23 protein-coding genes and 3 pseudogenes are annotated in these 25,035 nt (G+C 65.9%); 8 read left to right on the forward strand and 18 right to left on the reverse strand.

All coding sequences use genetic code 11. From position 1 onward, the window contains the following. Positions 1-91 precede the first annotated feature (91 nt). Positions 92-907, forward strand: a pseudogene (locus tag EDD40_RS44015) (IS701 family transposase); the annotation flags it as partial. Here EDD40_RS44015 and EDD40_RS44020 read toward each other — a convergent pair. The 3 genes from EDD40_RS44020 to EDD40_RS36345 all read right to left on the reverse strand — a co-directional run bounded on the left by EDD40_RS44020 (position 898) and on the right by EDD40_RS36345 (position 3,631). Then, a complete protein-coding gene (locus EDD40_RS44020; protein ID WP_123746890.1) occupies positions 898-1,995 on the reverse strand; it encodes an integrase core domain-containing protein in 1,098 nt (365 codons plus the stop codon). The pseudogene EDD40_RS44015 and the gene EDD40_RS44020 overlap by 10 nt on opposite strands. A 9-nt stretch (positions 1,996-2,004) precedes the next feature. Continuing rightward, on the reverse strand, positions 2,005-2,397 hold the full coding sequence (locus EDD40_RS36340) for an integrase (RefSeq protein WP_246038130.1): 393 nt from the start codon (positions 2,395-2,397) through the stop codon (positions 2,005-2,007). Positions 2,398-2,887: 490 nt separating this feature from the next. Continuing rightward, a complete protein-coding gene (locus tag EDD40_RS36345; RefSeq protein WP_170185317.1) occupies positions 2,888-3,631 on the reverse strand; it encodes a tetratricopeptide repeat protein in 744 nt (247 codons plus the stop codon). Positions 3,632-3,957: 326 nt separating this feature from the next. On the opposite strand from EDD40_RS36345, the gene EDD40_RS36350 reads away from it, so the two are divergent. Next, entirely contained in the window at positions 3,958-4,260 is a 303-nt protein-coding gene (locus EDD40_RS36350) for a transposase (RefSeq protein ID WP_170185313.1), read from the forward strand. Next, positions 4,257-5,147 carry an IS3 family transposase gene (locus tag EDD40_RS36355; RefSeq protein ID WP_123746865.1) on the forward strand — a complete coding sequence of 297 codons (891 nt, stop codon included), beginning with the start codon at positions 4,257-4,259 and terminating at the stop codon, positions 5,145-5,147. The genes EDD40_RS36350 and EDD40_RS36355 overlap by 4 nt, the downstream gene beginning before the upstream one ends. 22 nt (positions 5,148-5,169) lie before the next feature. Here the strand turns inward: EDD40_RS36355 and EDD40_RS36360 are convergent, their stop codons facing one another. From EDD40_RS36360 to EDD40_RS36370, 3 genes and pseudogenes are all read right to left on the reverse strand, one after another. After that, positions 5,170-5,592, reverse strand: coding sequence for a hypothetical protein (locus EDD40_RS36360; protein ID WP_148089019.1), 423 nt, complete (start codon positions 5,590-5,592; stop codon positions 5,170-5,172). 150 nt (positions 5,593-5,742) lie between these two features. Continuing rightward, positions 5,743-6,944 (reverse strand): IS3 family transposase gene (locus EDD40_RS36365; protein WP_123746814.1). Its coding sequence is split into 2 segments (ribosomal slippage): positions 5,743-6,653 and positions 6,653-6,944, totalling 1,203 coding nucleotides; the frame shifts between segments, so codons are not numbered across the junction. 75 nt (positions 6,945-7,019) lie between these two features. After that, positions 7,020-7,268, reverse strand: a pseudogene (locus EDD40_RS36370) (tetratricopeptide repeat protein); the annotation flags it as partial. A 75-nt stretch (positions 7,269-7,343) separates the two neighbouring features. Between EDD40_RS36370 and EDD40_RS36375 the strand changes: the two are divergent. The 3 genes from EDD40_RS36375 (at position 7,344) to EDD40_RS36385 (ending at position 10,077) form a co-directional block, all read left to right on the forward strand. Continuing rightward, positions 7,344-7,649 carry a transposase gene (locus EDD40_RS36375; RefSeq protein ID WP_123746893.1) on the forward strand — a complete coding sequence of 102 codons (306 nt, stop codon included), beginning with the start codon at positions 7,344-7,346 and terminating at the stop codon, positions 7,647-7,649. A gap of 82 nt (positions 7,650-7,731) precedes the next feature. Next, positions 7,732-8,933, forward strand: a protein-coding gene (locus tag EDD40_RS36380) for an IS3 family transposase (RefSeq protein WP_123746814.1) whose coding sequence is annotated in 2 segments (ribosomal slippage) — positions 7,732-8,023 and positions 8,023-8,933 — 1,203 coding nt in all. Because the reading frame shifts where the segments join, the coding sequence is not laid out codon by codon here. 820 nt (positions 8,934-9,753) lie between these two features. Then, positions 9,754-10,077 carry a hypothetical protein gene (locus EDD40_RS36385; protein WP_148089020.1) on the forward strand — a complete coding sequence of 108 codons (324 nt, stop codon included), beginning with the start codon at positions 9,754-9,756 and terminating at the stop codon, positions 10,075-10,077. A 461-nt stretch (positions 10,078-10,538) separates the two neighbouring features. On the opposite strand, the gene EDD40_RS36395 is transcribed toward EDD40_RS36385, so the two are convergent. Then, a complete protein-coding gene (locus EDD40_RS36395) occupies positions 10,539-10,820 on the reverse strand; it encodes a hypothetical protein (RefSeq protein WP_123746896.1) in 282 nt (93 codons plus the stop codon). A 517-nt stretch (positions 10,821-11,337) separates the two neighbouring features. Then, positions 11,338-12,516 carry a pentapeptide repeat-containing protein gene (locus EDD40_RS36400; protein WP_170185318.1) on the reverse strand — a complete coding sequence of 393 codons (1,179 nt, stop codon included), beginning with the start codon at positions 12,514-12,516 and terminating at the stop codon, positions 11,338-11,340. 87 nt (positions 12,517-12,603) lie between these two features. On the opposite strand from EDD40_RS36400, the gene EDD40_RS41225 reads away from it, so the two are divergent. Then, entirely contained in the window at positions 12,604-12,795 is a 192-nt protein-coding gene (locus EDD40_RS41225) for a hypothetical protein (protein ID WP_148089021.1), read from the forward strand. 150 nt (positions 12,796-12,945) lie between these two features. On the opposite strand, the gene EDD40_RS36405 is transcribed toward EDD40_RS41225, so the two are convergent. The 10 genes and pseudogenes from EDD40_RS36405 to EDD40_RS36460 all read right to left on the reverse strand — a co-directional run bounded on the left by EDD40_RS36405 (position 12,946) and on the right by EDD40_RS36460 (position 23,915). Then, complete coding sequence (locus tag EDD40_RS36405; RefSeq protein ID WP_246038132.1) at positions 12,946-13,512, reverse strand: integrase core domain-containing protein; 567 nt, start codon at positions 13,510-13,512, stop codon at positions 12,946-12,948. A gap of 111 nt (positions 13,513-13,623) precedes the next feature. Beyond that, positions 13,624-15,564 carry a hypothetical protein gene (locus EDD40_RS36415; protein ID WP_123746898.1) on the reverse strand — a complete coding sequence of 647 codons (1,941 nt, stop codon included), beginning with the start codon at positions 15,562-15,564 and terminating at the stop codon, positions 13,624-13,626. Position 15,565: 1 nt separating this feature from the next. After that, positions 15,566-16,126 (reverse strand): hypothetical protein, encoded by a 561-nt coding sequence (locus tag EDD40_RS36420; protein WP_123746899.1) that lies wholly within the window; start codon positions 16,124-16,126, stop codon positions 15,566-15,568. After that, a complete protein-coding gene (locus tag EDD40_RS36425; RefSeq protein WP_123746900.1) occupies positions 16,123-17,472 on the reverse strand; it encodes a dsDNA nuclease domain-containing protein in 1,350 nt (449 codons plus the stop codon). The genes EDD40_RS36420 and EDD40_RS36425 overlap by 4 nt, the downstream gene beginning before the upstream one ends. 269 nt (positions 17,473-17,741) lie before the next feature. Continuing rightward, a protein-coding gene (locus tag EDD40_RS36430; protein ID WP_246038134.1) for an IS3 family transposase occupies positions 17,742-18,907 on the reverse strand; the annotation gives its coding sequence in 2 pieces (ribosomal slippage) (positions 17,742-18,620 and positions 18,623-18,907; 1,164 coding nt in all). Next, a complete protein-coding gene (locus tag EDD40_RS36435) occupies positions 18,852-19,727 on the reverse strand; it encodes a helix-turn-helix domain-containing protein (protein ID WP_123746901.1) in 876 nt (291 codons plus the stop codon). Before EDD40_RS36435 ends, EDD40_RS36430 begins: the two co-directional genes overlap by 56 nt. Positions 19,728-20,445: 718 nt before the next feature. Beyond that, entirely contained in the window at positions 20,446-22,539 is a 2,094-nt protein-coding gene (locus EDD40_RS36445) for an ATP-binding protein (RefSeq protein ID WP_170185320.1), read from the reverse strand. 200 nt (positions 22,540-22,739) lie between these two features. Then, a pseudogene (locus EDD40_RS36450) lies at positions 22,740-23,189 on the reverse strand (IS3 family transposase); the annotation flags it as partial. 16 nt (positions 23,190-23,205) lie between these two features. Then, positions 23,206-23,625: an IS3 family transposase gene (locus EDD40_RS36455; RefSeq protein ID WP_123746905.1), complete on the reverse strand. Its 420-nt coding sequence runs from the start codon at positions 23,623-23,625 to the stop codon at positions 23,206-23,208. Continuing rightward, complete coding sequence (locus tag EDD40_RS36460; RefSeq protein ID WP_170185322.1) at positions 23,622-23,915, reverse strand: transposase; 294 nt, start codon at positions 23,913-23,915, stop codon at positions 23,622-23,624. Before EDD40_RS36460 ends, EDD40_RS36455 begins: the two co-directional genes overlap by 4 nt. A gap of 379 nt (positions 23,916-24,294) precedes the next feature. Between EDD40_RS36460 and EDD40_RS36465 the strand changes: the two genes are divergently transcribed. Then, positions 24,295-24,960, forward strand: a complete 666-nt coding sequence (locus tag EDD40_RS36465; protein WP_170185323.1) for a Rossmann-fold NAD(P)-binding domain-containing protein — start codon at positions 24,295-24,297, stop codon at positions 24,958-24,960. Positions 24,961-25,035 lie beyond the last annotated feature (75 nt).

Here is a 25,035-nt window from a genome sequence, read left to right on the forward strand (position 1 = left end):
CCGGGGGCGCGAGGCACTTGTAGGACTTTGTTAGGTCGGGTGACGGGCTCGGTAGGCGGTGTGATCTTCTTGTCGGGTGAGGCCGGAGGAGATGGATCGGGTTCGCCCGGTGATCGAGGACTTCGCTGCGGACATGTTCGGTGGGTTCGCCCGGCGTGACCAGCGGGCGAAGGGCGAGCTGTATCTGCGTGGGCTGTTGATGGACGGCAAGCGCAAGTCGATGCAGCCCATGGCCGAACGCCTCGGCGTGGACCACCAGCAACTCCAGCAGTTCGTCACCACGTCGACCTGGGATCACGTGGAGGTGCGGCGCCGGTTGGCGGTGTGGGCCGGCGGGTTCGTGGACCCGGACGCGTGGGTGGTCGACGACACCGCGTTCCCCAAGGACGGCGACGCCTCGCCGGGCGTGGCCCGGATGTACTGCGGCGCGTTGGGCAAGACCGCGAACTGCCAGGTCGGGGTAAGCGTGCACGCGGTGACCGACTGGACGTCGGCGGCGGTGGACTGGCGGTTGTTCCTGCCCGAGTCCTGGGACGACCGGCTGGCCGGCGACCCCGCCGAGGCGGCCGAGGTCCGGAATCGCCGCGAGCGGTGCGCGATCCCGGACGCGGTGCGGCATCGGGAGAAGTGGCGGCTGGCGCTGGACATGCTCGACGAACTCGCCGACTGGGGCCTTCCCGCGCGGCCGGTGGTCGCGGACGCCGGCTACGGCGACGCCGCCAGATTCCGGCAGGGACTCACCGACCGCGGGTTGACCTACGTGCTGGCGGTCAGGTCGACCGCCACCGCCCACCCCGCCGCCGCGCAACCGGCCACCGCGCCCTACGGCGGCGTCGGACGCCCACCCACGCCTCACTACCCGGACCCTGTGCTTGCCGAAAATAGCATCCATGCAGGTCAGGCGGCGTGGTGGTATTCGTTGAGGATGCCCCCCAGTCGTTGCCGTTGGCGGATGTCGAGCTGGCTGAGCGCTGCTTGGTCGGTGGTCGGTGGTGGCAGCGCGTGTAGTGGTCGGGCGTTGGCGATGCCTTGGTGAGGCCTGTGGGTGTTGTAGAACTGCTCGTACTCGCGCAGTGCGTGGAGCAGGTGCTGTTGGTTCCAGATCAGCGTTCGGTCGAGGAGTTCTCGACGGCAGGTCCAGATCCAGCGTTCCATGATCGCGTTCATGCGCGGGATGCGGACTCCGCTGAGGACGACCTGGATGCCGGCGTCGGCGAGGACGGTGTCGAACAGGGCGGGGAACTTGCCGTCGCGGTCTCGGATCAGGAACCGTGCGGTGCTGCCCGCGTCGTCGAGGTCCATGGCGAGGTTTCTGGCGGCCTGGGTGACCCAGGCCGCGGTCGGGTGCGCGGTGGCGCCGAGGATCCGGATCCTGCGGCTGGCGTGCTCGATCACCGCGAGCACGTACAGACGGGTGCCGCTCAACGTGGAGGTCTCGAAGAAGTCGCAGGCCATCAGGGCGTCGGCCTGTGAGCGGAGGAAGGTCGACCAGGTCGTCGAGGTGCGTTCAGGTGCCGGATCGATGCCGGCGTCCTCGAGGATCTGCCAGACGGTGGAGGCTGCGATCTTGATGCCGAGCACGAGGAGTTCGCCGTGGATGCGGCGGTACCCCCAGGCGGAGTTCTCGCGTGCCAGGCGCAGCACCAGTAGCCGGATCGAGCGGATGGTTCGTGGTCGGCCGGGCCGCTTGGGACGGGATCTGACCGCGTGGCGGCGTGCGAGGAGGTCGCGGTGCCATCGCAGCACTGTCTCCGGACGGACCAGCAGGCGGAGCCGACGAAGGGTGGCGACGGGAAGTCGGTGCAGCAGTGCCGCGAGGAACGCTCGATCGCCGGGAGAGAACCGCGGACGGGCGTCACCCAGTTGACGTTCCAGGATCGCGATTTGGTGCCGCAGCGCCAGGATCTTCACGTCCTTGTCCCGATCGCTCATAGGCAGCAGGCGCAGCAAGGCGAACGCGTTGGTCACGCCGAGGTAGGCCAGTCGGAGCAGCACAGCCGGTCATCATGCCGCGTCGCCCGACGAGCCCGTGGAACACCAGCATCCTTGCGGGCCTTCCCGAGCCCGTGTCCTGAGTGCGCTTCTGACCTGCATGGATGGAGTTATCGGCAGGCATAAGGTCCACTTCTTCGCGATCAGGCGCCGGTGCCATCGAAGGAGGGTTCCCGGTGTCACCAACCGGTGTTCCCGTAACCAGCCGGGTAGGCGTCGCGCCAACGCGGCGAGCACCGCGCGATCGGCCCAGTCCAGTCGCGGGCGAGGATTGGTGCGGCGCGGTACGGCGACTTCGTGCCGTAGCACCAGCAGCTCCACGTCTTTGGCCGCCGATGACCGGCCGAGCAGAACCAGGCAGTCGACGACCCGGACGAAGAGCAGGTACAGCAGTCGTAGCGCCACGCCCCACGATCATGCTCCTACAGCTCGTGGTGCGCGATCACCGCAGTTCAGCGCCTCAGTGCAGAGTTCTGAAACCCCACAGGCCGTGGGGTCATGCGTCGTGTTGCTGGTGCCGGATGGTGATGTGTGGCTCACAACCGGTCAGCTCACCCTGATGGCGACGCATCGGTGGACAGGCCCGCAGTCGGATCGGTATCTGTGGGCTTTCGTCGTCAGCGCGAGGACATCGAGGTCCTCTGTCCATTGGACCGGGTCGATGCGGATGTGATCAGGTTGGCGTTGCCCCGGCGGCTTTTCGTTGTTTGTCCGGGCCTATTTGATGGAATCCACGACCGGGGCAGCGAGCTGGGGGAATGAGCAGCCTCTCGGTGTTCCCCAGATCATGGTCGTCAGCCCGCAAGGTAAGTCCGAACACCGCAAGGTTCGAGCGTAGGGACAACAAATCCGAAAGGTAGTTCGGACGCCGGGCGAGCCAGATAGTAATACGAACTTACCTCGCGGATTCGGTGAGCGGGACGCCGTGGAAGCGACTGAGGCCGTTGAGTCGCCGCTGCACTCGCGTGGCGTCGTCGTGACGCCCCTGTTGGTGGTAGAGGACGGCGGCGTCGTGCCACAGATCACCGGCTTGTTCGCGATCACCGCCTGCGTGCAGCGCCTCTGCGAACCGATCGAGGGTGTCGGCTTGCATGGATGTATTGGCTTGCGTGCGAAACAGGGTCAGAGCGGCTTGGAAATGTGTGGCCGCCTGTTGGGCGTCACCGGTGTCGAGCGCTGTCAGTCCCAGTGTGAAAAGGGAGTTGGCCTCACCGTCTCGATCGTGGTATTCGCGGTGCACTGGCAATGCCGCTCGGCAGTGCGCGACGGCCAGGTCGTGACGCCCGAGGCGAGCGGCATTGCGGCCGGCCTGGGAGCGCGCTCTGGCCTCCAGAACTGGATTACCCGACAGTGCCGCTAGTCGCAGGAAGCGAGTGGCGCTGCGCAGGGCTTCGTCGTGCCGTCCTTGATGCTCCCAGGCCAAAGCGAAAGCGTGGTGGGTGGCTGATAGGTAGCTGCGGTCGTCGAGGTGCCGGGCCGTGGTCAGCGCGGTGTGCAGGTGTTCCATGCCTTCGTCGTGTCGTCCGATGCCGCACAGCGCCTCGCCGAGGAAGCGGTGGGCGTCGCATTGCAGCGTGGGGTCGTTCTGGCTCAGGGCGGCGTTCAGGGCGGTCCGGCACGCCTCCACGTGGTTCCGCATGTCCGCAGTCAGGTGGTGAAAGGGGTACAAGGAACGCATGAGCAGCCAGGCCGCCAGGTGCTCGCGTCGGTCTGCGGCGGCACGTTGAGCCGCCAGTGCGCACGCTTGTTCGCGCTGGAACCACGCCCAGGCCTGTGCTTGTGTGGCTACTTGCTCAGGGACACATCCAGGGACTGGAGCGGGCAAGGCGATCACTTTGCCGTGTGGGTGCACCAGCCGCGCTGCGGTGTAGGCCGTGTGCAGGTGATGGTGGGCCTGACCCGTTTTGACGGACATCCGAGATCAGGGGACGCGGGTCCCCGGAGGGATGTCCCATCATGGAGCCCATGGGTAGGAAGAAGCGGCGGCCTCGGCGGTCGTTCACCCCGGAGTTCAAGGCCGAGATCGTGGAGCTGTGCGGGCGTGGTGACCGGTCGGTGGGTCAGGTCGCGAAGGATTTCGACCTGACCGAGACCGCGGTGCGGCAGTGGGTCGTGCAGACCGAGCGTGACACCGGGACCCGGAGCGACGGGTTGACCACCGACGAGCGGGAGGAGCTCGCGAGGCTGCGCCGGGAGAACCGCCGTCTGACCGAGGACGTGGAGATCCTCAAGCGTGCCACGGCTTTCTTCGCGAAGGAGATCCGGTGAACGTCTATCCGTTCATCGAGGCGGAGAAGTCACGCGGCGGCAACGTCCATCGGGCGTGCACGCTGCTGAAGGTCTCCCGGTCCGCCTACTACGCCCACCGCACCGCCACGCCCACCGCCCGCGCACGACAGGACGCCGAGCTGACCGCGCGGGTCGTCGCGATTCACGACGAATCGCGGGGCACCTATGGCGCGCCCAGGGTGCACGCCGAGTTGCGAGCCCGGGGGCATCGGCATTCCCGCAAACGCGTCGCCCGTCTGCTGCGCGAGACCGGACGGGCCGGACGCGCGCCGAAACGGTGGCGCACCACCACCGTCCCCGACCCCACCGCTACCATCCCCGCCGACCTGATCCGCCGCGACTTCTCCTGCGCCGCAACGGATATCGACACCCGGTGGTGCGGGGACATCACCTACATCCACACCTGGGAAGGGTGGCTCTACCTGTCCACCGTCATCGACATCGCCTCACGACGCGTGGTCGGCTGGGCCACCGCCGACCACCTGCGCACCGACCTCGTCGCCCAGGCCCTGGACAACGCCGTCCGACAGCGGCGCCCCGAACCCGGAGTGATCTTCCACGCCGACAGGGGCTGCCAATACACATCCGCGCAGCTCGCCGCCCTCGCCGACGACCTGGGCGTCCGGTTGTCGTTCGGTCGCAAGGGCCAATGTTGGGACAACGCCGTCGCCGAGTCATTCTTCGCCACGATCAAGAGCGAATTGCTCGACCGGCCGCCTTGGCCCACCAGGGCCAAAGCGCACAAGGCGATCTTCGAGTACATCGAGGGCTGGTTCAACACCCGCCGACTGCACTCCAGCCTCGGCTACCTCAGCCCCGCCGCCTACGAAGCAACCCGACACCACCCGGTGAACCGGGTAGCCTGACCACACTCATCGACCCTGTCCGTCAAAGCGGGTCAACCCCATGGTCGATCAGTCGCCGCTGGGCCGCGTCACCGTCCGATGCAGGCAGCGTAGCGGCGTACTGGCGAACCAGGTCGTGTATCCGGTATCGGCCGTGGAGGTCGTGGTAGATCAGTGACGCTTGTTCCAAGCCGCGCAGCACCGTCCTGGTTGTCGCGAGCGGGAAGCCGGTGAGGCTGGAGGCTGCGGGCAGGCTGATGTCGGGACCGGGGGCTGTGCCGAGCAGGGCGAAGGCGGTTGTCTGATCCGGGGTGAGGGTGCGGAGGGACCAGGACAGGACCGTGGGCAGGCTCACGGTGATGTCGGTGCTGCCTAGCGCGGCAAGGCCCAGGTCGCGCAGTTCCGCGGCCAGGGTGGTCAGGGGCAGGTGGGGGCGCATGTGTGCTTGGGCGGCGATGATGCTCAACGCCAGTGGGAGCCCGCCGCACAGCCGTACCAGTTCCTCGACCGGAGCGCTTTCCGTTTGGGCTCGCTTGGCCCCGAGCCTGGTGACGAACAGGTCGTGGGCTTCGGCGTTGTCGAGAACGGGCCCTGACCCCGGATGTTGGACACGGGGTTATGCGGCTGGGGTCAGCGTAACCGGTGTTGGTAGCAGGCCGTTCTCGTAGTCGATCGGGGACATCTGGCCGAGGTGGGAGTGACGTCGTCGGGTGTTGTAGCGGTGCGCCCAGCCGAACACCGCCAGGCGCGCTTCCCTTGCGCTGCCCCAACTCCGGGCGCCTTGCAGTGTTTCGCGTTTGAAGGAGGCGTTGAGGCTTTCGGCGGCGGCGTTGTCCGCGGAGCTGCCGACCGCGCCCATGGACCTGGTGACCCCGGCGGTGCGGCAGGCTTCGGCGAAGGATTTGGCGCCGTATTGGGCTCCGTGGTCGCTGTGGAAGATCGCCCCGGCCAGGCTGCCGCGTGTCCGCTCGGCGGCGTGCAGGGCGTCGAGGACCAGGTCGACGCGCATGTGGTCGGCGACGGCCCAGCCGACCAGCCGGCGCGAGCACAGGTCCATCACGGTCGCGAGGTAGAGGAAGGTGCCGTCGGCGATGGGCAGGTAGGTGATGTCTCCGACGTAGCGGGTGTTGGGTTCCTGGGCGGTGAAGTCGCGTCCGAGCAGGTCCGGGGCCTTGACCGCAGTGGGGTCGGCCGTGGTGGTGCGGTGCCGGCGGCGCAGCCGCAGCCCGGCCAGGCCGATGCCGCGCATCACGCGGGCGACGCGCTTGTGGTTGACCTCGTGTCCGGTGTCGTGCAGTTCGGCGGTGATGCGCGGGACGCCGTAGGTGCCCGCCGACTCGCGGTGGATCACCCGGATGCGCGCGGCCAGGTCCGCGTCGGCCGCGGCGCGGGCCGCCCGGTCCGGGGCGGTGGCCTTCCAGTGGTAGTAGCTGGACCGGGCGAGGCCGATGACCTGGCACAACCGCTTCACGCCGTACTGGCGTCGGTTTTCGGAGACGAACTCGAAGCGGTTCACCAGCGCGTCTCCCCTGCGAAATACCGGGCCGCCTTGCGCAGGATGTCGCGTTCCTCCTCCAGTTCGCGGATCCGCCTGCGCAGTGCGGCGTTCTCGTCCTCCGGCGAGGCCGGAGCCGAGGCGCTCGCGGTGGAGGCGGGCGCTTCGGTGCGTTGTGCGTCGTCGAGCCGGATCCAGTTGCGCAGCGTCTCGTGGTTGACGCCCAGGTCCTGGGCCACCGATTTGATCGTCGCGCCTGGGCGGGACCGGTAGAGCGCGACCGCCTCGGCCCGGAACTCCGGCGGGTAGTGCTTCATCACCATCTGAACGGGACTCCTGTCCACCCGGATCGTCAGGATCCAAGTGTGTCTGGTGTCCAACGTCCGGGGTCAGGGCCCAACGTCCAAGACCAGGTGTTGGGCACCGTGCCTGGTGACCAGGCCGGGTAGTCGGTTGCGGCTGGTCACCACCACGGTGCACGACCCGGTACCTGGCAGCAGCGGGCTGACCTGGGCGGTGTCGACGGCGTTGTCCAGCACCAGCAACATCTGCTTGTCTGCCACGAGGGTGCGGAACAGCGCGGCTTGGGCGTGTGGGTCGACCGGAATGCGACCGGGCTCGATCCCGAGTGCGTCCAGAAAGCCGCGGGGCCCTGACCCCGGACGTTGGACACCAGACACACTTGGATCCTGACGATCCGGGTGGACAGGAGTCCCGTTCAGATGGTGATGAAGCACTACCCGCCGGAGTTCCGGGCCGAGGCGGTCGCGCTCTACCGGTCCCGCCCAGGCGCGACGATCAAATCGGTGGCCCAGGACCTGGGCGTCAACCACGAGACGCTGCGCAACTGGATCCGGCTCGACGACGCACAACGCACCGAAGCGCCCGCCTCCACCGCGAGCGCCTCGGCTCCGGCCTCGCCGGAGGACGAGAACGCCGCACTGCGCAGGCGGATCCGCGAACTGGAGGAGGAACGCGACATCCTGCGCAAGGCGGCCCGGTATTTCGCAGGGGAGACGCGCTGGTGAACCGCTTGGGCCCTGACCCCGGACGTTGGACACCAGACACACTTGGATCCTGACGATCCGGGTGGACAGGAGTCCCGTTCAGATGGTGATGAAGCACTACCCGCCGGAGTTCCGGGCCGAGGCGGTCGCGCTCTACCGGTCCCGCCCAGGCGCGACGATCAAATCGGTGGCCCAGGACCTGGGCGTCAACCACGAGACGCTGCGCAACTGGATCCGGCTCGACGACGCACAACGCACCGAAGCGCCCGCCTCCACCGCGAGCGCCTCGGCTCCGGCCTCGCCGGAGGACGAGAACGCCGCACTGCGCAGGCGGATCCGCGAACTGGAGGAGGAACGCGACATCCTGCGCAAGGCGGCCCGGTATTTCGCAGGGGAGACGCGCTGGTGAACCGCTTCGAGTTCGTCTCCGAAAACCGACGCCAGTACGGCGTGAAGCGGTTGTGCCAGGTCATCGGCCTCGCCCGGTCCAGCTACTACCACTGGAAGGCCACCGCCCCGGACCGGGCGGCCCGCGCCGCGGCCGACGCGGACCTGGCCGCGCGCATCCGGGTGATCCACCGCGAGTCGGCGGGCACCTACGGCGTCCCGCGCATCACCGCCGAACTGCACGACACCGGACACGAGGTCAACCACAAGCGCGTCGCCCGCGTGATGCGCGGCATCGGCCTGGCCGGGCTGCGGCTGCGCCGCCGGCACCGCACCACCACGGCCGACCCCACTGCGGTCAAGGCCCCGGACCTGCTCGGACGCGACTTCACCGCCCAGGAACCCAACACCCGCTACGTCGGAGACATCACCTACCTGCCCATCGCCGACGGCACCTTCCTCTACCTCGCGACCGTGATGGACCTGTGCTCGCGCCGGCTGGTCGGCTGGGCCGTCGCCGACCACATGCGCGTCGACCTGGTCCTCGACGCCCTGCACGCCGCCGAGCGGACACGCGGCAGCCTGGCCGGGGCGATCTTCCACAGCGACCACGGAGCCCAATACGGCGCCAAATCCTTCGCCGAAGCCTGCCGCACCGCCGGGGTCACCAGGTCCATGGGCGCGGTCGGCAGCTCCGCGGACAACGCCGCCGCCGAAAGCCTCAACGCCTCCTTCAAACGCGAAACACTGCAAGGCGCCCGGAGTTGGGGCAGCGCAAGGGAAGCGCGCCTGGCGGTGTTCGGCTGGGCGCACCGCTACAACACCCGACGACGTCACTCCCACCTCGGCCAGATGTCCCCGATCGACTACGAGAACGGCCTGCTACCAACACCGGTTACGCTGACCCCAGCCGCATAACCCCGTGTCCAACATCCGGGGTCAGGGCCCCTGAGTCGCTGCACCGACACGCACTCACAGCCGCCGACCCCTCGCACTACCGACAAGGGCGGATCGAAGCACTGCTCGGCCTGGCCGCGGTCCACCACCACCGCGGCCACCTGGCGTCCGCCGTCGATGACGCCACCGCGGCACTCGACCTGGCCCGCCACACCGGCCATCGACCTCACGAGGGCCACGCCCACGCTGCCCTCGCTACGATCCATGTGTACCGAGGCGACCACCGGACAGGCGCCCACCACGCTGAACATGCACGACTAATCCACGCAGAGACGGAGCACCTGCTGGGCGAGGCACAGGCCCAACTGCTGCTCGCGAAGACGGCTGGACACGACGAAACGACCTGAGCACCACCGGCCCTGGTCGAGCACCAGCACTCCACGCTCGCGTGCGCCCAGCCGGAGTCGTCAACGAGCGTCCGGAACTGCGCCTCAGCCTCGGCAAGCGCCGCCACGAGTTGCTCGTTCACCACACACAATGCAGCAGCATCGGAGGAAATGACACGCCCACTGAGACTGATCATGGTGACATCACCGTGAGACAGGCTCTGGATCTGCAAGTCGCACAAGATCGACATGTCATGCGCGGCGAGACCCTACATTCAGTGACCCAGCCCACAAGTTGGTTCCCTTTCCGGTTTTGCCCGTTTCACGTGAAGATATCTGCGTCCGGGCCATGTCGATCTGTAGACGGGAGCCACATGTCCACCTTTCCGCACCACAAACCCCCCGACCCTTCCGATCAAGCGCCAAACGCCAGCGCGACTGGCGCCATGCAACTGGTGAAGATCGCCGACAAATTCGGCCCAGCGCTTGAAATGGTCGCCTTGGCGATGTTCCTCGGCGGAGTCCACGACCCCTGGGTCCTGGTGGCTGTACGCGGGGCCGCGATCTTCTTCCGCGTCGCGTCGATCGTCGTGCGGGCGTTCTTCGACACGACGTTGAACAGGAACCGCGGCCGTGCAGCCTGGGTCCTGGACGTGCTCGCCGTGGGCTGCGCCGCGGCGTCCCTGACCACGATCACATACTCACATCAAAGCATCGTGTTGAAGATCGCGGCGGCCGTCCTTCACGGCATCTCCTGGGCGCTGAGGCGTCGCCGATAGAGATCGACCCGGCCTCTTGCCGAGTCGCCGATTCGTCCGTGATGGATGAATCGGTGATTTTTTTGCGCCGACACCCCACCGGCGGGACGACGACACAGTGGGTGTTCCGATCAGAAGTATTCTTCCGCCGGTCGTCGGTGAATCCAGGGGATGCGCTGCCCCTGCTTGTTCGACCACGAGCAACGACGTGGTGTCGCACTCTCCGTCACCGCCTGGTGTGAACCGGGACGCGGGGCCGCATGGTTCGGGGACCTGTTCGTGATCCCCGGCGCGATGGCTGACCTGTGGCGACCGGGGCACCACAGGCACGTCTACTTCTCGTCGCCGGGGAGGGCCGTGGCCGAGGTCGCGGTGGAGGTCGATGCCGACGGGTGGGCCGGCAGCCCGGATCGCTGATGCGCTTGGCGCTCACCTGGCCTGACGCGCTGCGACGGTCCTGCGCAGCGTGGAACGACGTCCCGCTACAGGAGCCTGTTGAGCGTCTCTTTCATCCAGCTCCAGCGCCAGGGCCTGATCCACACCGACCAGGGCATGTCGGTGTCCTCGGTGTCGGTGAGCTGGCCGATGCCGCGTTGGGCGAGGTAGCCGAGAAGGTAGAGCGCCAGCAGCACGGCCGGCATCTGCCAGGGCGAGTCGGGTAGCAGGCGGGCCACCACGAGGAACGCGCCGGCGTGGAGCGCCAGTGTGAGCACGAGCCCGACCAGGAGACCGAGGAGGATCTGGCGGGGATTGCTGGGTTTCACGAGGTCACCGTCATGGTCGGTCCGGGCGCCGTGGTGGGCGTTTCGAGGGCTTGGTCGAATCCGCAGGAGCGGCCGGTCCGCGTCGCGTGGCGGGTGCCGCACGAGCGTGAGCAGGAGCGGCACGGCCGGCTCTACGGCGTGGCGGGGTCGGTGGTGGGACGGGGTACCCGTGGCGGGGTGGTCAACGCGTCTTCCGGTGTCCATCCGGTGTCGAGGCGGTTCTTGAACGCCAGCCTGGTGACCTTGCAGCGGGGATCGGTTGCCCACTGGGCGAGAGTCTTGGTCTCCCCGAAGATGGTGATCTCCGGTGAGGGGCGTCCGCCGGGGCCGCGTCGGCGTGGCTCGGCCGGAGGCGTCGGTGCCGCGTCAGCGGGTTCCTCGTCGGCTGCGTCCTCGATCGGACCGGCGAGGCGCCTGGCCATGTTGCGGGCGAGCCGTTCCAACGCGAGCGCGCGGTGCTGCGCTGGGTGGCCGACCTGCGACCGGACGTCGACAGCTGAGCGGCACGACCGAGCGGTCACCACCATGCGCCGATCACGTCCTGCTTGACCTTGACCTGGGTGGTGGTGGCGTCGTCGTGGACAGCCCCGGTCAGATCCGTCCTGACGAGGATGGCGCCGTTGAGGTTCGTGCCGTTGAGCCGCGTGTGGGTGAGGTTCGCGCCGTTGAGGTTCGCGCCGAAGAGGTCCGCGCCGATGAGCGTCGTGCCGTCGAGCCGCGCGTCGGTGAGCCGCGCGGCGACGAGCCGCGCGCCGTTGAGCCGCGCGTCGGTGAGCCGCGCGGCGACGAGCCGCGCGCCGTTGAGCCGCGCGTCGGTGAGCTGCGCGCCGGTGAGGTCCGCGCGGTCGAACCGCGCGCCGATGAGGTTCGCGTTCCGGAGCAGCGTGATGGTGAGGTCCGCGCCGTTGAACTCCGCGTCGGTGAGGTTCGCATTGTCGAGCCACGCGACGTGGAGGTTCGCGTCATGAAGGGTCGCACCGGTGAGGGTTGCGCCGGTCAGGTTCGCGCCGGTCAGGTTCGCGCGCATGAAGTTCGTTCTGGTGAGGTTCGCATCGTCGAGCCACGCGACGTGGAGGTTCGCGCTGTTGAGGTTCGCGCCTGTGAGGTCCACACGGGTGAGCTGTGCTTCGGTGAGGTTCGCGTGGTCGAGGTTGGTGTTGCGTAGGCAGGTTTGGGTGAGGTCGATGCGGGTGTCGTTGTCGTGGTCGGGGTTGCGGCGGCCCAGCACGGTCAGGGCGGCTTGGACGTCGGCGGCGGGCGGGCGGTCCGGGCACGGTCCGGAGGTCCCGTCGGGGTTCGGGGGTCGTGGTGTGGTGCTGCGGATGAACGCGGAGAGGACTTCGACGATCGTGGGGTGGTCGCGGGGTGAGTCGCGGGCGAGGCGTTCGAGGGCGTAGATCCCGCCGAGGCGGGCTTGGAGGTGGTCGTCGCCGGTGCGGTCGAGTTGGTCGACGGCTTTGGTGAACCGGTCGGTGAGCTGGCCCTGTTCGACGACCTGGTTCTGCGCGCGGGCGACGTCGAGGGAGCGGCCGGTGATGTCGATGGAACGGCCTGTGTAGACCAGGCCGCCGGCCGCGGCGAGGGCGGCGATCAGCGCGGCGATCGCTGTCCAGTTCCACGGGCCGCGTAATCGCCCCCACCGTGTAGGTTCCGGTTCCGGTTCCGGTCGGGGCGGGGTGGGGCGCAGCCGGGACAACCGCGGCCTGCTTCCGGTGTGGTCGGTCGAGGGTCGGGCCGTCGGTCGGGAGGGGGACACGTTCCCGAGAATGGCAGGTTCACCGCTGTGCGCATCGGTCGCCGCGTCCTGCGCGCCAGGTCGTGCCCGGTCGCATTGGCTGCTGGCGGCCTGGTGCTCGGGCTCGACCGCTGCCTGGCGTCGTGGTCGACGTCCTCTGCGGCCGTGGTGCTGGTCGACGTCGTGCGCGGCTGGCCTCGGGGTTCCGGTGGTGTGGAGAGGGCTTGGGTGGCGGTGTGACTGTCCAGGCTCCGGGGTGTGGCGGGGTTGGGCTACCTACGACGGCGTCGAGTGGGGTGGCGTTTGTCGTCGCCGGAGGCCACGGCTCGATGCTGACTGACGTCTACGTCTACATGGCCTTGTGCATGCCGAAAATCGCATCCATGCAGCTCAGGCTGCGTGGTGGTACTCGTTGAGGATGCCGCCGAGTCGTTGCCGACGGCGGATGTCGAGGTGGGTGAGGGGTGCCTGATCGGGGGCTGGCTGTGGCAGTGGTTGTAGTGGTCGGGCGTTGTCGATGCCTTGGTGGGGCCGGTGGGTGTTGTAGAACCGCTCGTACTCGTGCAGCGCGTGGAGCAGGTGCTGCTGATTCCAGATCAGCGTTCGGTCGAGGAGTTCACGGCGGCAGCTTTGGATCCAGCGTTCCATGATCGCGTTCATGCGCGGGATGCGGACGCCGCTGAGGATGATCTGGATGCCGGCGTCGGCGAGGACGGCGTCGAACAGTGCCGGGTACTTCCCGTCCCGGTCGCGGATCAGGAATCGCACGTGTCTGCCCGCGTCTTCGAGGTCCATGGCGAGGTTTCTGGCGGCTTGGGTGACCCAGGCCGCGGTCGGGTGCACTGTGGCGCCGAGGACTCGAATCCGGCGGCTGGCGTGCTCGATCACCGCGAGCACGTAGAGGCGGGTGCCGTTCAGGGTGGTGGTCTCGAAGAAGTCGGCTACCGCCGCATCCACGGCGAACTCCTCGTACTCGGTATCAAGATCGCCGCGTCCACGGTGTGGCAGATCCTCCAGGACGCCGGGACCGACCCGGCACCCGAACGCACCACGACGACATAGCTCAAGCTAGGCGTCCGGGTCTTCCAGGTCCTCGACCCTGAGCCGGGTGCCGACGCCGGTGTTCGGCACGCCGGGTACCGCGGAATCCTTCTCGGTCAGGCGGATCAACGACACGCCCTTCGCATCGCCCAGTTCCGCGTCGTTGTCGGCCACCACCAGTTGCCCGCGCCCCGCGAGTGCTTCCGACAGTGTCTTGATGCGGTCGTAGATCCGGCGGCCGAGTTCCTGGTCCTCGCGTTCGGTGCGGCCGATCCCTTTGCGCGGTGAGTCCAGGATCAGCAGTTTGGGTAGAAGCACGTCGGTGTGTCCCACCGCGTAGTTGAGCAACGCCAGGGAGAAGGCCACGTTGATGGCGGTGGTGGTCCCGCCGCCGCTGGCTTGCAGCGTCTCCAGGTCGCTGCCGCCGATCATCGGTAGATACTTGTCCGGGTTGATCGATGGTTTGCCGTTGACCCTCACACCCAGGTGCGCCACCTCAAGGGCGAAGAGCTGGGAGAGCTCCGCGATCCGTTCCGAACGGGGAGCGAGTTGGCCCTCCAGTTGCTTGATCTCCTTGGTCAGCTGGCGGGTGCGCTTGCGCAGTTGCACCGCTTCGTCTTCGAGCCGGCCGAGACGGCGCCAGGTGGCGACGCGCTGGTCGATGGTCGTCAGGTTCTGTCGCAGGTTTTCGACCAGAGTGCTCGCCTCCGCGACCGCCTGAACTCTCGGCGAGACCGCCTCTCGGGTGAGTTCGTCATAGCGCCGTTGGGCTTCCGCGGCGTTCACCTCGGAGACCGAGGTCATGCCCTCGGCTGTCCTGAGTGCCTCACGCTCCTGCTCCAGAAGTGATTCCGTCTCCGAGATCTGAGCGCGAAGTGCCGACGTTTGATCGTCGTCCGCCAGGTCCAACACCGGTGGTTCCGGTTGCAGGCAGAGCAGGCAGAGCCCGTCGTGCACCGCACGACCGGCAAGCGCTTGGAGGCATCGTGGACAGGTGACGAACTCGAACGGGCTGAGCAAACCGGCTGCCAGCGTGGCCTTCTCGCTGCGTGCGAGGTCGAGGCGGAGCTGGGCCAATGCCGCCTCGCGCGCTCTGACCGTGTCACGAGTGACGGCGAGCGCCTCCCGAGCGCGCGCCGCCTCCAGCATCATTGTGCCGAGGTGTTCGCGGTGGGCGCGATCGCGTTCGATCAGCACGGCGACGTCGGCGCGAAGCTGGGCGAGTTGGCGTTCGGCGGCGCGGAGCTGTTCCTGTGCGGTCCAGCGTGCGGCTCGGAGTCCGTCCAGGTCGGTGTAGCCCTCAGCTTCGAGGAAGCGGCGGATCGCGTCGCAGTTGTTCTGCTGGTCACGGGCGTCCGCGGCGACCTTGTTGCGCTCGATCCGAAGGCGGATGACCTCGGGATCGGTGATGTTGAGCAGGACCTCGAAGACCATGATGCGCTTCGGGTCGCGGCCCGCGTCGTGGTGACCGGTAGCGGAGCTGTCGATGTTCTTCGCCTGGAGGTAGCAGTAGGCGAAGACATCGCTGAAGCCGATCGAGGTGACCTCGTTGGTCCGCTTGCTTTTGCTCTTGGGGAGCTGCTGCACGGGGATGTCGAGTTCCTTGAGGAGGAACCGCGACAACGTCTCGGTCTCCCGATCACGCGAGAGGAGGGGGAAGATCCGCTCCGGCACGTCCGAGCCCAGTTCGAGCAGCTGCACGGTGCGCTGGTCGCCCCTGACTTCGCGCCGCAGCCGCATCGGGGTGGTGCCGACCACTGCTTCGAGCGTGACGTGCCGCACGTGGTCCTCGACAGCGGAGGTGAGCACGGCGTTGCCGCCGAGCGCGTACTTCACCAGCATCAGCAGCGTCGACTTGCCGGTCGAGACCGCTCCGGTGATCACGGTGAGGTCGTCGGCGAAGTGGTAGGTGCGCTCGGCCGAGTCGGTGGTCACCGTCAGGTTACGCAGTCGCAGGACGTTCACCATGTCAGATCTCGGCCCCGTGCGGGAGGGTAGCGACGTCGTCCAGGTGCTCGTAGATCAGATCCTTGAGCTGCTCGCCAGTGAAGTCGAAGTGCTGGCGGAGCAGGCGGACCCGTGCGGTGGTCGGCCGCCATTGCGCGAATTCGGACAGGGCTAACGACAACCGGCGCCCGGAGGGCGTGACCTGTACGGCGAACCGGTGGCCTCCGGCGAACACGAGCAGCCCTCGTCCCACCAACGCACCCAGCATGGGGTAGTAGCGGTCGTCCCAGGGGCCGTACCGGTACCTGATCATCCGGCTTTCCACGGCCAGCAACTCGTCACGCGTCGGCTCGGTGCCGTCCGGCCACTCGGTCTCCTCGGGCAGGAGCCGCTTCGTCATGGCGGGGTAGCGCAGCAGGAAGTCGAGCTTGACCAGCTTGGTGAGCCCGGTGAACACGTCGCCGTCCTCGGTGAAACCGGCGAGCAGGAGCAGGAGCCTCGCTTGGTGGTATTCGGACTCCGTGCGCAGCCTGCGTTGGAACTGGGCGGCGCGCACCTGGTCCTGCGTCGGTGGGGACGTCACGACGCGGCCCCTGGCACCCGGAACTCGAACCGGCACCGGTCGCTCAACTCGTACGCGAAGCCGGCCAGGTGATAGTCGTGCAGCGGAAGTGCAGGGGTGCTCTTCAACGCGTCGACGGTGAGCCGTTCGTGCAGCGCGGCCATCAGCCGGGTGCCGAAGTGATCCGCCCCCGCCAGTTCCAGCCGCAGCGACCGCACCAGATTCATGATGTCTTGTTCCAAGGCGTACTGGACCTGGAGGTCCTGCGGGAAGCCGGTGGCGATCCTGGGCCAGGAGTCGTGCCACAGATCCCGCAGGTCCAGGGCTTGTTCCCGGTCGTCGGGGCCTACCTCGCCGTCCGTCAGCTTGCGGATCAAGTCTCTGCCGCCGGCCGCACGAGGAGGACGTCGCCCTGCGGGGAGCACCGGGACGCTGTTCGTGTGGGCGACCGTCATGCAGTCCAGCACCTGGTCTCGTGTGATGGTCCGGCGTCGGACGCGCTCGTCGAGCTTTCCGGCGAGACTGAGCGCACCGGGCGTGCCGAGCCGTTCAAGCGGGTCGAGCGGCCTGCCGTCGTTGTCCCGGCTCGCGTTCTCGACCACCTTCATCAACCGGTCGTAGCACTCGTCCGCCGTCCGGGTATCCCGGTTCAAGCCGCCCAGCAAGGGGTGCACGTAGTTCCGAACGACATGATCACGAACGTACCTCTTGGGCGGAAACCTCTCGATCCGGAGCACCCCGAGGAACGACCGCGCTGCCTCCAACATTCCGTCCGGTAGCCCGGCGGGGTTCTCCCACGCCGTGCTGGGCGGCACTTTCTCCACCGGCGGCAGGTTGTCCAGCTGCTGTGTGGCCGCGGCTTTGAGCACCGCCCACGCGACCGCGCTGCACATCTTGTCGGTGGGCGGCAGGGACATGAGCTGGTCCGCGTCTCCGCAGAGCTGTTCGATGCTCTTAGCCGAAATGGGTGACTTCGAGGTAGAGAACTCGGCGTTAGTGCACAGCCGGACGGCGACACGTCGGTCCAACCCGATCCACGAGTCGAACAACAGCGCGAGGCCGCCCTCCTCGAACAGCTTGGCGAACGACAACGCGGCGGATTCCCGGTGCTTGACCGACACCAGCACCCAGCTGTCGTCGTCGTACTGGAGCGCGAAGTCGGCGTGCCACTCGCACACGACGGCGACCACACGACCGTTCTTCGCCATGTTCAGGCAGTGGGCCGCGGCCACTTGGTGCTGGTACCGGAAGTGACCGGCGGTGGGAGCACCTGAGTCGTCGGCCGGGACCACTCGGGCGGGCGATCGGGGTTCGGTCGTAGCGTCTGCCTGAGCCAACGCGCCTCCGACCCCCGAACGTGTAGTCACATCGTTCTACCCGCTGGCGGAGTGTTTGGCGCTGCCCCATTCGAGCGACTACACGCACCGCCGCCACCTCCCTGTAGCGGCAGCTGCGGAAGATGTTGTAGCTGAACGGCGGCGCGGACGCGACACGGATGAACACGCCGACCGCGGAGATGGCGTTCAACGTGCGTCATTTCGGCGTCCATGCGGTCACGAACGTGCAGAATCGTCCCAGCCACCGAATCCCCGTGTCACTCGATTGGGTCTGCTGCACGAGTAGGTGACAGTGGTAGTCACGCAGCCTGACTGGCTGACGTGGTCATGATTGCTTCGTATTCGATGGGGGTCAACCTGCCGAGGGCGGCTTGGCGTCTGCGGCGGTGGTAGGTGCGTTCAATCCAGGTGACGATCGCGATCCGGAGCTCGTCGCGGGTGTGCCAGGTACGCCGGTCGAGAACGTTGTTCTGCAGCAACGCGAAGAAGCTCTCCATGGCGGCGTTGTCTCCTGCGGCGCCGACCCTGCCCATCGAGCCGGCCAGCCCGTTGCGTGCGAGCGCACGGACGAATTTTCTTGATCGAAATTGCGATCCGCGGTCGGTGTGCACCACGCAGCCGACGGCCTCATCGCGGCGGGCGACGGCGTTGGTGAGCGCGGCGACGGCGAGGCGCGACTTCATCCGGGAGTCGATGGAGTAGCCCACGATCCGGTTGGAGCAGACGTCCTTGACCGCGCACAGATACAGTTTTCCTTCCGTGGTGGGATGTTCGGTGATGTCGGCCAGCCACAGCCGGTTCGGTGCGGTGGCGGTGAAATCGCGGCGGACCAGGTCGTCGTGGACCGGCGGACCGGCCTTCCTGCCGTTGCGGCCGCGTTTCCTGCCGAACGCGCTCCACCAACCCATCGACGAGCAGATCCGCCACGCGGTCCGATCCGCCATCGACAGGCCGGCGTCGCGGGCCTCGTCGGCCAGGAACCGGTATCCGAACTCCGGATCGTCGCGGTGCGCGTCGAACAACACGTTCGCCCGATACGCCTGATCGAGTTCCGTCCCGGTGACCGGCCGGGCACGCCACCGGTAGTACGGCTGTCGAGCGATGTCGAGTACCCGGCACGTCACCGAGACGGGGATCCCGTCGGCGGCGAGCTCGTTCACGAGCGGGTAGAGCCTTTTCCCGGCAGGTTCGCCTGCGACAAATATGCGGTCGCCCTCCGCAGGACCTCGTTCTCCTGCTCCAGCAGCTTGATCCGCTTGCGCGCCTCGCGCAGCTCGGCCGAGTCGTTCCCGCTCACACCGGGTTTGACGCACTCGTCGGTGTCGGCCTGGCGCAGCCACTTGAACAAGGTCATCGGGTGGACCCCGAAGTCCTTGGCGATCTGCTCGACGGTCACGCCGGGCTCGCGATCACGGGCGACCCGCACGACATCGTCGCGGAACTCCCGAGGGTAGGGCTTGGGCACAGCGACATCCTCCCAGCTCACCATCACGGCAAGCCAACTCAGATGGCACCAATCCGTGCAGCAGACCCCTGAACTTGCCGTCGCGGTCGCGGAGCAGGAAGCGCAGGGATTCCATGCGCGTTCCGAGGTCTGCGGTGAGGTTCCTGGCTTGCTGCGTTGTCCAGGCCTGGGTCGGGTGGGCTGTGACTGCGGTGATGTGTAGGCGCCTGGTGCCGTGCTCGAGGAACGCCAGCGCGTAGAGGCGTTTGCCGAGCACGGTGTCGAGGTGGATGAAGTCGGCCGCGATGATGCCCTGGGCCTGGGCGGTGAGGAATTCTCGCCAGGTCGGGCCGGTGCGGCGTGGTGCCGGGTCGATGCCGGCGTCGTGCAGGATCTGCCAGACCGTCGAGTGGGCGATCCCGTGGCCGAGTCGGGCCAGTTCGCCCTGGATTCGGCGGTGACCCCATCGCGGGTTCTCCCTGGCGAGCCGCAGCACGAGCGACTTGATCGCCGCTCGTGTCGGTGGGCGTCCGATGCGTCGACGTGCAGCAGACCCGTCCCACTTGCGGGCCACGAGTCTGCGGTGCCAGGCGAGCAGAGTGGCGGGCGTGACTGGGAAGACCTCTCCCCAACGTCGACGATCCACCAGCCCGGACAGGGCGGCGAACCAGAACCGATCGGCGGGCTCGTAACGGACCGGACCCACGAGTTGTCGGCGCAGGACCGCGTTCTCGTGCTGCAAGACGAGCAGTTCGGCGTCCTTCACCGTCTCGCTGCGGAGAAGCACCGCCGGGACGGACAGCAGCTTCCGGGTCACCTTGTACAGCAGGGACACGATCACCCGGTCATGCTTCCAAAGACGACGGCGCTCTCGCTTCACCAGCGGCGATGACTTTCCGAGCGGCACACGGTCAGCTCACCACAAGCCAGGTGGCGCACCTGGGCGACGCCTCGGGTGGCCTACCAGACTCCGTCGCGTTTGCGGCGGCAGTTCCGCAGGATGTTCCAGGACTTCATGTGCGCAAGGGCGTACTCGATGCGGGCCCGGACGTGCTTGTGGACGGTGTTTGAGGTCCGCTTCCACTGCGACAACGGGGATTCACCCTCGCGAGGCTCCGGCAGAGCGGATCACGTCGGGTTGCCCTGGCAGCCGCCGTCAGCCATCACGTGCGCGCCGCGGCAGCGCTTTTCGACGCCGGACGCGGCGTAGGCCCTGTAGTCGTTGCGGTTGCCCGGAACGGATTACCGACCGCCGAGGTCAATGTTGGCGTCGATCACGACCTGCTACGCCGGTAGAGTTGGCTAGCCAGGCCGGAGCAAAGACGCATTTGTTCATCGAGAAGATCGGAAAGCGATACTTGGTCGACATAATCACGGCCACGGCGGTTCTCTACGTCATCCTGCCGGTTAGACAGTCAGCCACCCAGTCTGCCGTAGAAAGTACTCTGGAGCGGACTGACGAGTCGATGGGACCTGCCTAGATGGCGCCCGGACAGGATACTCGACCATGGTCGACATCGCGTCCCAACTCCACCTCACGCGCATAGCGCGCAAATGCGCTAGCGGCACTGGCCCAACAAGCGCTCAACGCGATTAGCATCGGCGACACGCTGCTGCGTTCGATACAGTTCAAGAGCTTGCGTCCAGGTTTGGCGAGCTTGGTCATATTGATCAAGAGCGTACAGGGTCTCGGCGAGCCGGTCTAGAATATCCGCCTCGTCATACGTGTGCTCCAGAGTCCGATATAATCTGAGGGCGTGTTGATAATAACGGAACGCTTGTGCATGTTTGCTAGTGTTGTGCGCAAGGTAGCCGAGGCTATCCAAACTCTCAGCCTCCCCCAACATGTAGCCGTGATGACGGGAAAGGGAAAGGGCGTTTCGTAGGGTGGCGTAAGCCTGGTCATTGTGCTTAAGTCGTGCCTGGTACCAGCCGAGTAGACCAAGTGCACGAGCTTCCCACGCAGGATCATTGATAGCACGATAGTGGGGTAGTGCCAGAGTAGCGTGTTCGAGAGCGTGGGTGTCATCTCCAGCTTGCTCCAATAGCCAGGCAAGGGCGTGGTGGGTATGCGCTTGGCCGAGGCGGTCCCCAGCAGCTTCGGCGGAAACAAGTGCACGTTGCAGATGGCTCATGGCCACGGTGTGTCTACCGGCGCGGGCACATGCACGCCCAAAGAGCCGATGCACCGTGGCTTGAATAGCTCCGTCGTCGATTCTGGACACCGCATCAAGCGCTACTTGCCATACGACCAGATGGTCGTAGAGTCTCCCGCGTCGAGTATAGAAGGTGTCTGAAACCCAGGCCAACTGCCACACTGCCGCATACCACCGTTGATCCAGAGCCATCCGCTGTACGGCGAGCAGGCAAGAGTGTTCAGCGTCGAACCACGTCCAGGCAGAGGATTGGTCCAGCAGATCAATAGAGTGGCAACCAGGCGCTCGTTGGTCCAGTTCGACGGATGCTCGATGAGGATGAAGGATTCTGTCCCCGACATGTGCCGTATGAAGGTAATAATCTACCAGTCTGCGCATCGCGGCTTTGCGGTCGCCCTCGGTGTGTTTGCCGAATGCCCGCTCTGCGGCATATAGCCGCAGAAGGTCATGCATTCGATAACGTTCCGACATGTGCTGCTGGATCAATGAAGCTCTCTCTAGGCTGCGCAACAACGCCTTTGCAGAACTATCCGAAAGATTTGCCAAGTTGGCTGCCGCGCTCAAGCTGATATCGCCACTTGGAGTCAACCCGAGAAGATCAAACAGTCGCGCCTGCTCGCCATCAAGACCACGATACGACCACGAGAGCACAGCCGACAAACTGGCTCTTGGCTCACCGTCATCCAGGGCACCTAGACGCGTGGTGGCATCTCGCAGTTCGGCTGCGAAAATCTTTAGCGGGAGACCGGGTTGACTTGCACTTACTCGGCCAATCAGTACACTTAACGCCAATGGAAGACCGCCGCACCAGCCCAGTAGTTCATCTGTGGCTACGGGATCGCTGGAAAGGAGTGTCGATCCCAATCGATCGGTTAGCAAGCGCCGGGAATCGCTCTCCGAGAGAGCATCGATCCGAACTAGGTCGGCCCCGTAACTGGCGGTCAGTCCGGAGAGACGATCACGACTGGTGACCAGAACCGTACAGGTAGCGCTTCCGGGTAGCAATGGAACAACTTGCTCAGACTCTCGGGCGTTGTCTAATACGATGAGGATGTGTTTTCCCGCCACTAGGCTGCGAAATAGTCCAACCTGGGCGGCTAGACCTACAGGAATAGCGCGCTGGTCGACGCCGAGGGACTCCAGGAATGCACTTACTGCCGCACCCGATGTCAAAGGTTGGCCAACGGGAGAAAAGCCGCACAAGTCGATGAATAACTGGCCATCAGGGAAACGCTGCAGGTTCTGATACGCCCAATGCAGTGCAAGCGATGTTTTGCCCATGCCGCCAGCGCCCGAGATTATAGCAGTAGTCGTCGAAGTTTCAGAACTCGTTGACCTATCCAAGGCGTCGGTTATTTTGTCTAATTCGCCAGATCGCCCCGTAAACCATATCGGCGCCGGCGGCAATTGCTGTGGCACTGGGACCTGATGAGTCAAACTGTAGTGAATGCCGCCTGTGATCGTTCCAGCTTGAACGATCGATGGAGAGGTTGACACGGAGATCTGATTGTTAACGACAGATGACCCTGCCTCCGCGCTTCCGTGATCATCCCCTGTTGGCATGCGGCCCCCTGTCACACGGCTGAACGTCTACTATAGCAACAGGGTCGCCTACGCCGAACCTACCACGCGGCTCGGGACTATTTCACGCTTGGCGGCTTCAAGTGAGATTGTCCCCGAGGATCGGACACCGGATTTCATGCCACGGGTGTGAGTGCTTGACGGTAGCCGGTGCGGGCTTCGTGCGGAGTGCGGTAGTGGAGTGTGGAATGTAGACGGTCGTGGTTGTAGTAGCCGAGGTAGGCGAAGACGTCGCGTCGGGCGTCGTCGCGGGTGTTCCAGACGGTGGTGCCGATCTCGGTTTTGAGGGTGGCGAAGAACGACTCGGCGACGGCGTTGTCGAAGCACGACCCGGTCCGTCCCGCCGACGGCCGGATGTCGTGACCGGCCAGCGCGCGGCGGAACAGCCCGGAGCCGTATTGCGTCCCGCGGTCGGCGTGGAAGATCGCGTCTTGGTCGGTGAGGCCGCGCCGGGCGGCGAGGTCGAGGGCGTCGCGGACCAATTCGGCGCGCATGTGCTCGGCCATCGCGTGGCCGACGACCTCGCGGGTGTGCAGGTCGATCACCGTGGCCAGGTAGAGCCACCCCTCCCGGGTGGGCGGGTTAGGTGATGTCGCCGACCAGCCGTCGACCCGGCGCCGGGGCGGTGAAGTCGCGGCCGATCAGGTCCGACACCGGCGCTGCGGCCATGTCTGGCCTGGTCAGCGACCTGCGTCGCCTGCGGGTGAGACCTGCGATCCCACGCTCGCGCATGATCCGGTCGACTCGTTTGTAGTTGACCTGTCGGCCGCGGCGGCGCAGCTCGGCTGTGATCCGCAGGCGGCCGTAGGCGCCCCGGTGCCCGGCGTGGACCTCGGCGGTCTCGGCGGCCAGGCGCTCATCCGCCTTCGCCCGCGCCGCCTCGACGGGGGCGGCGGCGAGCCATTCGTAGAACCCCGGGTGTCGCACCCGCAGGAGCCTGCACAGCCGGGTGACGCCGAAGGCGGCGCGGTTTTCGGAGATGAACCGGTAGCTGCGGGTCAACGACCCATCTCCTTGGCGAAATAGGCGGCCGCCTTGCGCAGGATCTCCTTCTCTAACTCCAGCTCGGCCACCCGTTTGCGCAGGTCTCGCAGCTCCTGCCGCTCATCGGCCGACACCCCGCCGACCGGCGGGGCGGTCTGCGCCCGATCGGCGGCGTGGACCCAGTTGCGCAGGGTCTCGTGGTTCACGCCCAGCTCGCGGGCGACCTGCCGCAACGGCCGGTCCGAGGAGCGGACCAGCTCGACGGCGTCCTTGCGGAACTGCTCGGGATAGTTCGACTTGCCTGACACGGGGAACATCCTTCCCCAGACCGTTGTCTGGGATCAGGGCGTCCGATCCGAGGGGACAACCTCAAAGGTCCGCTACATCAACCACCAGCCGGCCAGCCGAGAGAATCACCCAATACGCGGCTTGTTCGCGCGGTGGACCTCGGGGTCTAATTGGAGGATCGAACAGTCTATGTTTCGACACGGCCCACGAAGTTGCGTCTCAACGAGAGTAGGAGTCGACGCGTTGCGGCAACATGACATAAAGGTGGGAATCATAGGACTGGGGCATGTCGGTAGCCACTTAGCTAAGCAATTAGCCAAGTCTTGCAGCCTGGTAACCTATGATATTGCCTCTAGCTCCGAGTATCCTACAAGCGAGCTTCGTGATTGTGATCTGACGATGATCTGCGTGGATACGCCGCCACTACCAAGCGGCGATATCAATATCAATAACGTTTTCAATGCCGTTTCTCGGTGCCCTTCCAAAACTCTATTGGTGCGATCGACTGTACCACCCGGCACAACCGACCAAATCGCGCAAGCGACTGGCAAGCAAGTACTCTTTTCTCCTGCGTACGTTGGAGAGACTAGATATATCGCAGCTCCCTGGGACATGCTGGAGAAGCAAACCCCTTATATGATCATCGGCGGATCACAAAATGGCCGTGGTGAAATTATCGAGCTGCTAACTAGGGTGTATGGACCCGCCATGAGATTTTTCCAATGTGAGGCAGCCGAGGCTGAACTCATCAAGTACATGGAGAATTCGTATCTTGCGACGAAGGTTATTTTTGTTAACGAGTTCCGAAGGATTTGTTCGAAGATTGATCTTGACTGGCATACCGTTCGAGAAGGATGGCTACTTGATTCACGGATAGAGAGGGACCACACTGCAGCATTTGAGCTTGACCCGGGATATGCTGGAAAGTGTCTACCGAAGGACGTTTTGGGGATGATCAGATTTGCACAGGAGTCTGACCAACACTTTCGACTTCTTGAAACTGTCCACGAGATCAACGCAACTTTACGACAACACACAATAGCGGCCGAAGCGAGCGAAAATTGATACGAAAAGTGAGTGTCGACGTCGAGTCAGTCAACATGCGAAAATATGGGCTGCGCAGGGTTGCGGAACTGTACT

The sequence above is a fragment of the Saccharothrix texasensis genome (assembly GCF_003752005.1).
In the GTDB taxonomy this organism is placed as follows: Bacteria; Actinomycetota; Actinomycetes; order Mycobacteriales; family Pseudonocardiaceae; genus Actinosynnema; species Actinosynnema texasense.